This window comes from Mycobacterium innocens, assembly GCF_900566055.1.
Taxonomy (GTDB): Bacteria; Actinomycetota; Actinomycetes; order Mycobacteriales; family Mycobacteriaceae; genus Mycobacterium; species Mycobacterium innocens.
This window is the reverse complement of sequence record NZ_UPHQ01000227.1, coordinates 1-10,508: the sequence shown is the minus strand read 5'-3', so window position 1 is coordinate 10,508 and position 10,508 is coordinate 1. Positions and strand designations below refer to the sequence as shown.

Sequence of the window (10,508 nt, the reverse complement as noted above, 5' to 3'; positions counted from 1 at the left end):
GGATGGGGTTGGGGCTGGGGACCCGCGCCGGTGTAGTTGGTCCAGGCGGCGCCGAAACCCGCATTGGCGATCAGCGTCGCGTTGTCGCCCCGCTCCAGGATGGTGGCTTCCTGGCGCTGCTCGGGCATGGTGAGCGCATCGTGCGCGGCGATCGCCAGGTCCCCCGCGCTCATGTAGCGCTCCTGGGGATTCTTCGCCATGCCCTTGGCGATCACCTCGTCCAGGGCCGGCGGAACTCTGCCGGGTCGTAGCACGCTGGGCCGTGGCGGCGGCTCCATGAGATGTGCGGCGATCAACCGTTCGACGCTGTCAGTCTGATAGGGGGGCGCCCCGGTCAGGCATTCGCCCAAAACGCAGGCCAGCGCGTAGATGTCGGCGCGGTAGGTGATGTCGTCGGCGGTGAATCGTTCCGGGGCCATGTAGTTGTAGGTCCCCACGGCCATCCCCCTCTGGGTCAGCCCCGGGTCGTGGGCGGCACGCGCGATGCCGAAATCAACCAGATAGGCGAAGTCGTTGGGAGCGACCAGGATGTTCTCGGGCTTGACGTCGCGGTGAGTGACCCCGCTGGTATGCGCCGCGTCGAGTGCGGCGGCGACCTGACGCACGATGGCCACTGCCCGCGCCGGGGCGAGCGGACCGTACTGGGTGAGCAACGTACGCAGGGATACTCCGTCGATGAGCCGCATCTCCACATAGAACTGACCGTCGATCTCGCCGTAGTCGTGGATCGGCACGATGTGCGGTTCCGTCAGCCGTCCCGCGGTGTCGGCCTCGCGCTGCATCCGCGCGCGAAACACCGGGTTCTCCGAGTACTGCGTCGAAATCAGCTTCAACGCCACGATCCGGTGCTTGCGGGTGTCCTCGGCCTGGTAAACCTCGCCCATGCCGCCGCGACCGATCAGCCGCAACAACTGGTAATGCCCGAAGCGCGACCCAACCCGCGAACCCGGCTCGGTCTCGCTCACCGTCGACGCTCCCTTCGTCCAGCCCGCCGATCCACCGGACACCGTTGGTTAACACACGGTAAATCCTCAAAGACCGGGGACACAACAAAACCGGGCTTACTCTCAGCGATTTCCGACCCGCGGCTCAGGATAAACTTCGGGTTGGATTACCACGGCGGCAACCGATTGCCGGCCGAGACCGTTGCGACACTTGGCGATTCGTGCCGTGATCAGCATGATTCCGCCTGGCTGGACCGGCGCCGCAATCTCCCGCCACGGGTGACGGCCGATCATGAGATGGAGTTGACCACCGGGATCAATTTCGATTGGAACGAACTCGGCAGCGGAATATACCCGTACTCGTCCAAACCGATCTGGCCGTCGCCAATTGTGGCCTGCATAAACGCTTTTACCGCGGCACCGGTGGGCGCGTCGGGATATTTCGAGCAGACGATCTCGTAAGTCACCAGCACGATCGGGTAGGCGCCGGTCTTGGTGGGCCGATAGAACGAGGACGTGTCCACCACCAAGTCGTTGCCCTGACCCTTGAACGTGGCCCCGGCGATGGTCTTGCCGACGGTCTCGGCGGTGATCGTCACCGGATCCGGGCCGGCCGAGGTGATGATCTGAGCCATGTTCAGTTGATGGCCCACCGCGTAGGACCACTCGTTGTAGGTGATCGAGCCGTCGGTTCGCTTCAGCGCCTGAGACGTGCCGTCATTGCCCGCGGCGCCTTCGCCGACACCTCCGTTGAATGTTTGGCCGGTGCCTTTGCCCCACGCGCCGTTGGAAGCGGCGTCGAGGTATTTCTGGAAGTTGTCGGTGGTGCCGGACTGGTCGCTGCGGAAGACGACGTGGATGGGTGTCGATGGCAGGCTGGTACCCGAGTTGAGGGCGGTGATCGCCGGATCGTCCCATCTGCTGATGGCGCCGTTGAAGATCCTCGCCAAGGTGGGGCCGTCCAATTTGAGCGTGCTGACGCCGTTGATGTTGTAGGTGACCGCGATCGGGCCGAACACCACCGGCAGATCCCACGCTTCCGACCCGCAGCGTGCCGCGGCTTTGTCAGGCTCGCCTTTCGCCGGATCCATCGGGGAATCGGAGCCCGCCAGATCGGTCTGGTTGCCCAGGAAGAGCTTCATGCCGGCGCCCGAGCCATTCGCGTTGTAGTCCAGCGTGTGGCCGGGGCAGGCATGAATGTAGGCATACACGAACTGTTCGATCGCGTTCTTTTGTGCTGTCGAACCCGCCGCCAGGAGCTTCTTCTTGCCGCCACAGTCCACCGGGACGCTGGGGGTGCTGGATCCGGTCGACGACGACGTGTTACCGGAATGACCGCCGCAGGCTGTCAAGACCAGAGTGCTGACCAGTAGCAGGCTCAGCGCGGCTCGAGTTCGTCCAGATCGGGGGAACTTCACGGAATACTCCTCTCGGCAGCACGACGAGCATAGGCCAACAGCGCCCACCCGGGTCAGGACTTGGACGCTTGCTTCGCGGGGGCCTTCTTCTTGGCCGGTGCCTTCTTCGCCGGCGTCTTCTTGGCGGCTTTCGTTTTGGCGGCTTTCGTTGCCGGTGGTTCCTTTTCGCCCGAGCGCGCCTTGACGCTGGCTTCCAGTTTGGCGAGCAGATCGGAGACGTCTTCGGTCTCGTCCAGTTCGGTCGGTTGCTCTTCGGCGGTAAATGCTTCCCCGCCTTCGAGTTTGGCGTCTATCAGTTCCCGCAGTTGCTCCTGGTAGGTATCGCGATAGCGGTCCGGGTTGAAGTCTTCGGCCATCGACTCCACCACCTGGCCGGCCATCTTGAGCTCCGCCGGTTTGACGTCGACCTTCTTGTCCAGTACCGGGAAGTCGGGGTCGCGAATCTCGTCCGGCCACAACAACGTATGCACGACCATGACGTCGCGCTTGCCGAAATCCTTGACCCGCAACGCCGCCAGCCGGGTCTTGTTGCGCAGGGTGAAATGCACGATCGCCATCCGGTCTGTCTCTGCAAGCGTCTTAGCCAGCAGCACATAGGATTTGGATGATTTGGTGTCGGGCTCCAGGAAGTAGCTACGGTCATACAGCATGGGATCCACTTCGCTGGCCGGGACGAATTCGAGGACCTCGATCTCGCGGCTGCGTTCCTCGGGCAACGTGGCGATGTCGTCGTCGGTGATGATCACCATCTGGCCGTCGTCGGATTCGTAGGCCCGAGCCAGGTCGCCGTATTCGACCACTTCGCCGCACACCTCGCACACCCGCTTGTAGCGGATGCGTCCGTTGTCCTTGGCGTGGACCTGGTGAAACTTGATGTCATGGTCTTCGGTGGCGCTGTACACCTTGACCGGCACGTTCACCAGGCCGAAGGCGATCGAACCCTTCCAGATGGAGCGCATGGAGTCAGTATGCCCACAACGCGAGGCGGTTAACAGCGACGCCACGGCGGCTTAGCGCACGGCGCGATCCCCGCCGGCTTGCGTCGAGCCGGTAATTTCGCAGACCCCACTCGAACTTTCGCCCGTCTGCTGAAAAGCTAAGCCGGCGACTCTAGTTCGCAGACGCTGATAGGGCGCAGCCGGGCACGCCGGTCGGCGCCCAGCAAGCCCCGCTCCCACAACCTGTCGAGCAGCGATCCCCGGCCGTCGCCCACGCGGCCCAGCTTTATCCGACCGGGACGTTCGCCGACGTGCTCGCCGGCACTGGGCCATCGACGATGTCGACGAGGCTTGGCCGATCGCCAGACCGCGCGCCATGTCGACAGGTTACGTTGAGGGTATGGGTTCGGCGAGGGAGCAGCGGGTGACGCTGACCAACGCGGACAAGGTGCTCTATCCGGCGACCGGGACCACCAAGCGCGACGTCTTCGACTACTACACCCGCATCGCCGAGGTGATGGTGCCGCATATCGCCGGGCGTCCGGCGACCCGCAAACGCTGGCCCAACGGAGTCGACCAGCCTTCGTTCTTCGAGAAGCAGCTGGCATCCTCAGCGCCGGACTGGCTGCCGCGGGCAAGCGTCGTGCACCGGTCCGGAACCACGACCTATCCGATCATCGACAGCGTGACGGGGCTGGCCTGGATAGCTCAGCAGGCGGCGCTCGAGGTGCACGTGCCGCAGTGGCGGTTCGTCGCCGAATGGACGCGACGCGGCGCGCAAGAGCTGAAACCCGGCCCGGCTACCCGATTGGTGTTCGACCTGGACCCGGGCGAGGGCGTAACGATGGCCCTGCTGGCCGAGGTCGCACATGCGGTCCGGGACCTGATCACCGCTATCGGGCTGACCACCTTCCCGCTGACCAGCGGCAGCAAGGGCCTGCATCTGTACGCACCGCTGGATCAGCCGGTGAGCAGCAGAGGCGCCACGGTGCTGGCCAAACGCGTTGCGCAACAGCTGGAGAAGGCGATGCCCACGCTGGTCACCGCGACCATGACCAAGAGCCTGCGGGCGGGCAAGGTGTTTCTGGACTGGAGCCAGAACAACGGGTCCAAGACCACCATCGCGCCGTACTCGCTGCGCGGCCGCGACCAGCCGACGGTCGCGGCGCCCCGCACCTGGGACGAACTCGACGACCCCGGGCTGCGCCAGCTGCGCTACGACGAGGTGCTGGCCCGGTTGGCTCGCGACGGTGATCTGCTCGCGCCGTTGGATGCCGACCTGCCCGGCGTGGACCGGCTGACCGAGTACCGCAGCATGCGCGACGCGTCGAAGACCCCGGAGCCGGTTCCCCGGTCCAAACCGGTTGTCGGCCAAGGTAATACCTTTGTCATCCAAGAGCACCACGCCCGCCGGCTGCACTACGACTTCCGGCTGGAACGCGACGGCGTGCTGGTGTCGTGGGCGGTGCCGAAGAACCTGCCGGAAACCACCTCGGTGAACCATCTCGCGGTGCGAACCGAAGATCATCCGCTGGAATATGCGACATTTCAGGGCACCATCCCGAAGGGGGAGTACGGCGCCGGCAAGGTGATCATCTGGGACTCCGGCAGCTACGACATCGAAAAGTTCCGCGACGGGGCCGAAAAAGGGGCCGAAAACGGGCCCGAAAAAGCGGCCGAAAAAGGGGAAGTGATCGTCAACCTGCACGGCAATCGGATCTCCGGGCGGTATGCGCTGATTCAAACCGACGGTGACCAGTGGCTGGCGCACCGCATGAAAGACCAGCAGGTCTTCGACTTCGACAGTCTCGCTCCGATGCTCACCACCCACGGTTCGGTCGCGCGTCTGAAGGCGGGTCAGTGGGCCTTCGAGGGCAAGTGGGACGGCTACCGGTTACTCGTGGAAGCCGACCACGGCGCCGTTCGGCTGCGCTCCCGCAGCGGCCGGGACGTCACCGGGGAATACCCGCAATTGCGTTCACTGGCAGCCGATCTCGCTGATCACCAGGTGGTGCTCGACGGCGAGGTGGTCGCGCTCGACTCTGCCGGCGTGCCCAGCTTCAACGAAATGCAGAACCGGGTCCGGGCCACCCGCATCGAGTTCTGGGCATTCGACCTGCTCTACCTCGACGGCCGCGCACTGCTGCGGGCCAAATACCAGGACCGGCGCAAGCTGCTGGAAACCCTGGGCGCCGCAGGCAATCTCATCGTTCCGGAGCTACTGCCCGGCGATGGAGCCGAGGCCATGGAATACTCCCGCAAGCGCGGCTGGGAGGGGGTGATCGCCAAGCGGCGTGATTCCGGTTATCAGCCGGGCCGGCGTTCGGCGGCATGGATCAAGGACAAGCACTGGAACACCCAGGAAGTCGTCATCGGCGGCTGGCGGGCCGGGGAGGGCGGCCGCAGCAGCGGCATCGGCTCGCTGCTGATGGGCATTCCCGGTCCGTCCGGGCTGCATTTCGCCGGGCGAGTCGGAACGGGTTTCACCCAACGCGACCTGGACAACCTGAAAAAGACGCTGGCGCCGTTGCACACCAACAAAAACCCTTTCGGCGCTTCGCTTCCGGCGCGTGAGGCCAAGGGCGTCACGTTCGTCAAGCCGACCCTGGTCGGTGAAGTGCGCTACAGCGAATGGACCCCCGACGATCGGCTGCGGCAAACGAGTTGGCGCGGGCTGCGCCCGGACAAGGACCCGAGTGAGGTGGTGCGGGAATGAAGTGGGTGACCTACCGGAGCGAGGACGGCGAACGGGCCGGCGTGCTGTCCGGCGACAAGATCTACGCGCTGCCGCCGGGAGCGGCGCTGCTCGACCTGCTCGGCGGTGGCGGCGACGGGCTGCGCGAGGCCGGCGAGGCCGCGTTGCGGGCACCGGCCGCGGTCGTCGGTCTCGACGACGTGTCGCTGGCGGCGCCCATCCCGCGCCCGCCGTCGATCCGGGACTCGCTGTGCTTCCTGGACCATATGCGCAACTGCCAGGAGGCCATGGGCGGCGGCCGAGTGCTCGTCGACACCTGGTATCGGATCCCGGCGTTTTACTTCGCCTGTCCGGCAACGGTTTTGGGTCCCTACGACGACGCGCCGACGGCGCCCGGAAGTGCCTGGCAGGACTTCGAATTGGAAATCGCCGCGGTGATCGGAGCCGGCGGCAAGGACCTGACGGTCGAGCAGGCCGAACAGTCGATCGTCGGGTACACGATTTTCAACGACTGGTCGGCTCGCGACCTGCAAATGCTGGAGGGCCAGCTGCGGATCGGACAGGCCAAGGGCAAAGACAGCGGAGTCACCCTGGGCCCATATCTGGTCACCCCGGACGAGCTGGAGCCCTACCGCCGCGACGGCAGGCTGAGCCTGCAGGTCGCCGCGTTGGTCAACGACACCGTGATCGGCTCCGGCTCGACCGCGGCGATGGACTGGACGTTCGGCGAGGTGATCTCCTACGCCTCCCGCGGGGTGATGCTGCGACCCGGTGACGTGTTCGGCTCCGGCACGGTGCCCACCTGCACGCTGGTGGAGCACCTGGGCAACCTTGAGTCGTTCCCGGGCTGGCTGCACGACGGCGACGTGGTGACGCTGCGCGTCGAGGGACTCGGCGAAACGCGCCAGACCGTGCGGGCCAGCGCGGCGCCGCATGCATTGACACCCCGGCGCAACCCCAACGCGCCGCCGCCGCGCACCCGTATCAACCCGGCGCCGGCGCGGGTGGCCTACACCCGGGGGCTGCACGAGGTCGCCGACCGGGTGTGGGCGTGGACGCTGCCGGACGGCGGGTACGGCTGGAGCAACGCCGGGCTGGTCGCCGGCGAGGGCGCATCGTTGTTGGTGGACACGCTGTTCGACCTGGCACTGACCCGCGAGATGCTGGACGCGATGAAACCGATCACCGATCGTGCACCCATCACCGACGCGCTGATCACCCACTCCAACGGCGACCACACCCACGGCAACCAACTGTTGGATCGCTCGGTCCGGATCATCGCCGCCACCGGCACGGCCGAGGAGATCGCGCATGGCATGCACCCGGACATGCTGGCCCGGCTGCAAACCGCCGACCTGGGCGCGATCGCCACCGAGTATGCGCGAGACCGCTTCGGACACTTCGACTTCAGCGGCATCACGGTCCGCAACGCCGACCAGACCTTCGACCGTCAGTGGACCATCGATGTCGGCGGCAGGCGGGTGGAACTGCTGAACCTCGGACCCGCCCACACCGCTGCCGACTCGGTGGTGCACGTGCCCGACGCCGGTGTGCTCTTCGCCGGGGACTTGCTGTTCATCGGCTGCACGCCGATCGTCTGGGCCGGCCCGATCGCTAACTGGATCGCGGCTTGTGACGCCATGATCGCGCTGCAGCCGTCCGTCGTGGTGCCTGGTCACGGCCCGGTTACCGACTGCGACGGGATCCGGGCCGTCCGTGGCTATCTGGTGCACGTCGCCGAACAAGCCGAAGCCGCCTACCGCAAGGGGTCGTCATTCGCCGAGGCCGTCGACACCATCGACCTCGGCGAGTACGCGACCTGGCTGGACTCCGAACGGGTCGTCGTCAATATCTATCAGCGTTACCGCGAGCTCGACCCGACCACGCCGCGGCAGGAGTTGCCGCGGCTGCTGACCATGCAAGCCGAGTGGTTGGCGAACCGGGGTTAGCGTGGATGACCGGGGCCTCCCCGATGACGTGGGAGCAGCACGCCTGACACGACGCAAATTCCGGACAGATCGCGCTGCCTCGCTCTACGCTGTCGCGGTGGTGCGATGACATCGGTTTCGACCGCACCGATTCGAGGTGGCAGGACGCGAGCGTGGGAGGGATGAGCCGATTACGTACGTGCTCACGCACCCGCGGACGATGGCTGCGGTGGCCGCGGATGTGACGGAATTGGCTTCGGTGACCAACGGAGCCAATGCGGCAGCGGCGAGCCGGATAACCGGTGTGCTGGCCGCAGCGGCCGATGAGGTGTCAGCGGCCACCGCGACGCTGTTCAACGGATACGTATCAGGCGTATCAGGCGTATCAGGCGGTCATGCGGCAGGCAGCGGCCTTCCACGGCGCGTTCGCCCGGGCCTTGGCGACCGCCGCCGACGCCTACGCGCAGACCGAGGCCGCGGCCGCGGGCGCGCTGGCCGGTGTGACCGGCACCGGCGCGGTGGGTGGCACCGGCGCGGCGACTGCGACGGCCGCGGCTACGCCTCCGTTCGTGTTCCCCAGCAACTGCGTCTCGGCGTTCATCTCCGGCAGCGGCATTCCGGTACCCAGCGCGGACTACATGACGATCGTTTTCAAGAACTATGTGCTGCCGAACTTCCCCAGTGGCAATCTGGCCAACGCGCTGGCGCTGTGGACTCCAGCGGGGTTGTATCCGCTGACCGGCACCACCGTGTTGACCCTGGACGAGTCTGTCGCCCAGGGCGTTTCAATTCTGCACGACACGCTGCTGGGGAACGGTGTGGGCCAGCATGGGCTGATCCAGCCGGGCGGAACCCCCGTCGTGGTTCAGGGCATTTCGCAGGGCGCCATCATTGCCTCGCTGGAAATGCAGGAGCTCGCAAACATGGCTACCCCGCCGACCGCAACTGAACTCGGCTTCGTGCTGCTGGGTAACCCGATGAATCCCAACGGCGGCCTCCTTGAGCGTTTCGTGGGTCTGAGCCTGCCGAGCCTGGGTCAGACGTTCTACGGCGCGACGCCGTCGAACACGGTCTGGCCGACACACATTTACACCCTGGAATACGACGGCATCGCCGACTGGCCGCAGTACCCGATCAATATCATCTCCGACCTCAATGCCTTTGCGGGCCTCTACTACGTGCATGGCCTGTATCCATTCCTCGACCCGTCGGCGCTTCCCCCCGGCTACAACCTGGTTCAGTTGGCGACGTCTCCGGGTTACACCGGCAACACCACCTACTCCATGATCACTGTCCCGCATCTGCCGCTGCTGCAGCCGGTGCGGCAGATCCCGTTGCTGGGCAATACGATTGCGGATTTGGTCGAGCCGGATCTGCGGGTGCTGGTTAACCTGGGCTACGGCGATCCGGCCCATGGCTACTCGACCGGACCGGCCGATGTACCCACCCCGTTCGGGCTGGTTCCCCCGGTCGACCCGCAGACCGTCCTAGCCGCTCTGGTCACCGGAACATAGCAGGGAATCAGTGCCGCCGGCGGCGATCTGAGCGCCCTGGCAACCCAGGCATGGGCGGTCGCTATCCGGGTTGTCACTGTCGGACGTCTCCGGGGCACTGTCCTCGAATCCGTTGTCGACGCTCAGTTCCTCACCCACCGCGATATCGTCGGGCTCGCCGATCGACAATTTCATCATGGCCCTGCAAGCGGCGAATACCGATGTCACCAACGCGTTTACGAACGCGGTGACGGATGCTTACGCGACCGTGCAGCCGACAGTGGGGATTGGGACCGCCCTGCTGACCTCGGTGCCGTCCTACGACCTCAACCTGTTTTTGAACGGGATCCTCCAGATGGCCAACGGCGCCCCCGTCGAGGGGCTGGTCAATGCGATTGGTATGCCGATCGCCGCTACCGCGGGACTGGTGACGCTGCTGGCAGGTTATGAATTCCTGGTCCTCACCGGAACCTGGCACCCGCCACCCACTCCGCTATGACCTGCTGACGGCGCGCGATCATGTTGGCGGCGAACACAATTGGATGTGATTCTTGCGTTCTGCCGAATCGGTCAGCCCCGGGTTGACGGAGCTACTCCGTTTCGTCGTCGTCGTCGCCGTCGCGGAGCAGTTTTTCGGGGTGGTGCATGGTGTTGGTGCGGGGTTGGCCGCGATCTTGGTGGGTTGGGGGGAGCCATTCGGTGTCGCCGTGGGTGTTTTTGCGGGTGGTCCAGCCTCGGTCGGCCAGTTTGTGGTGGGGTCCGCAGGCGAAGGTGAGTTGGTTGATGTCGGTGGTGGGCGACTCGGCGTAGGGAATCACATGGTGGACTTCACAGTAGTAGCCTTTGACGTCGCAGCCGGGGGCTGAGCAGCCACGCTCCTTGGCGTACAAGACAATTCGCTGTCCGGGTGAGGCCAGCCGCTTGCTGTGATACAGCGCCAACGCCTTACCCTGATCGAAGATGGACAAATAGTGGTGGGCGTGGCGGGCCAGGCGGATCACATCCGACATCGGCAAGGTGGTGCCGCCGCCGGTCAGTGCGGTGCCGGCGGCGGCTTGCAGATCCTTGAGGGTGGTGGACACGATGATGCTG

General features: G+C 65.5%; 9 protein-coding genes and 1 pseudogene. 5 read left to right on the top strand and 5 right to left on the bottom strand.

Going from position 1 to position 10,508, the window contains the following annotated elements; genetic code table 11:
- From EET03_RS22100 to ku, 3 genes are all read right to left on the bottom strand, one after another.
- On the bottom strand, positions 1 to 965 hold a 965-nt coding region (locus EET03_RS22100; RefSeq protein WP_136625747.1), incomplete at its 3' end, for a serine/threonine-protein kinase.
- A 269-nt stretch (positions 966 to 1,234) separates the two neighbouring features.
- Entirely contained in the window at positions 1,235 to 2,362 is a 1,128-nt protein-coding gene (pstS, locus tag EET03_RS22095; RefSeq protein ID WP_063472354.1) for a phosphate ABC transporter substrate-binding protein PstS, read from the bottom strand.
- Between the two features lie 53 nt (positions 2,363 to 2,415).
- The gene (gene ku, locus EET03_RS22090) at positions 2,416 to 3,321 is read right to left on the bottom strand and encodes a non-homologous end joining protein Ku (protein ID WP_063472355.1); all 906 of its coding nucleotides are present in this window, start codon (positions 3,319 to 3,321) and stop codon (positions 2,416 to 2,418) included.
- Positions 3,322 to 3,700: 379 nt separating this feature from the next.
- Between ku and EET03_RS22085 the strand changes: the two genes are divergently transcribed.
- From EET03_RS22085 to EET03_RS22075, 4 genes and pseudogenes are all read left to right on the top strand, one after another.
- Positions 3,701 to 6,016, top strand: a complete 2,316-nt coding sequence (locus EET03_RS22085; RefSeq protein WP_075541623.1) for an ATP-dependent DNA ligase — start codon at positions 3,701 to 3,703, stop codon at positions 6,014 to 6,016.
- On the top strand, positions 6,013 to 7,944 hold the full coding sequence (locus EET03_RS22080; protein WP_075541624.1) for a fumarylacetoacetate hydrolase family protein: 1,932 nt from the start codon (positions 6,013 to 6,015) through the stop codon (positions 7,942 to 7,944). Before EET03_RS22085 ends, EET03_RS22080 begins: the two co-directional genes overlap by 4 nt.
- A gap of 199 nt (positions 7,945 to 8,143) precedes the next feature.
- Positions 8,144 to 8,239: pseudogene (locus tag EET03_RS31870) on the top strand (PE family protein); the annotation flags it as partial.
- 79 nt (positions 8,240 to 8,318) lie between these two features.
- Positions 8,319 to 9,437, top strand: a complete 1,119-nt coding sequence (locus EET03_RS22075; RefSeq protein WP_244232483.1) for a PE-PPE domain-containing protein — start codon at positions 8,319 to 8,321, stop codon at positions 9,435 to 9,437.
- On the opposite strand, the gene EET03_RS22070 is transcribed toward EET03_RS22075, so the two are convergent.
- On the bottom strand, positions 9,411 to 9,611 hold the full coding sequence (locus EET03_RS22070; RefSeq protein WP_122508828.1) for a hypothetical protein: 201 nt from the start codon (positions 9,609 to 9,611) through the stop codon (positions 9,411 to 9,413). The genes EET03_RS22075 and EET03_RS22070 overlap by 27 nt on opposite strands.
- A gap of 1 nt (position 9,612) precedes the next feature.
- On the opposite strand from EET03_RS22070, the gene EET03_RS22065 reads away from it, so the two are divergent.
- The gene (locus EET03_RS22065) at positions 9,613 to 9,915 is read left to right on the top strand and encodes a hypothetical protein (protein WP_122508827.1); all 303 of its coding nucleotides are present in this window, start codon (positions 9,613 to 9,615) and stop codon (positions 9,913 to 9,915) included.
- Positions 9,916 to 10,006: 91 nt separating this feature from the next.
- On the opposite strand, the gene EET03_RS22060 is transcribed toward EET03_RS22065, so the two are convergent.
- On the bottom strand, positions 10,007 to 10,508 hold a 502-nt coding region (locus tag EET03_RS22060), incomplete at its 5' end, for an HNH endonuclease signature motif containing protein (RefSeq protein WP_136625746.1).

Excerpts from the sequence above, each read along its gene's own strand:
- EET03_RS22080 (WP_075541624.1), top strand. The coding sequence starts at position 6,013 with ATGAAGTGGGTGACCTACCGGAGCGAGGACGGCGAACGGGCCGGCGTG.
- EET03_RS22070 (WP_122508828.1), bottom strand. The coding sequence starts at position 9,611 with ATGAAATTGTCGATCGGCGAGCCCGACGATATCGCGGTGGGTGAGGAA.
- EET03_RS22085 (WP_075541623.1), top strand. The coding sequence starts at position 3,701 with ATGGGTTCGGCGAGGGAGCAGCGGGTGACGCTGACCAACGCGGACAAG.
- ku (WP_063472355.1), bottom strand. The coding sequence starts at position 3,321 with ATGCGCTCCATCTGGAAGGGTTCGATCGCCTTCGGCCTGGTGAACGTG.
- EET03_RS22065 (WP_122508827.1), top strand. The coding sequence starts at position 9,613 with ATGGCCCTGCAAGCGGCGAATACCGATGTCACCAACGCGTTTACGAAC.
- EET03_RS22075 (WP_244232483.1), top strand. The coding sequence starts at position 8,319 with ATGCGGCAGGCAGCGGCCTTCCACGGCGCGTTCGCCCGGGCCTTGGCG.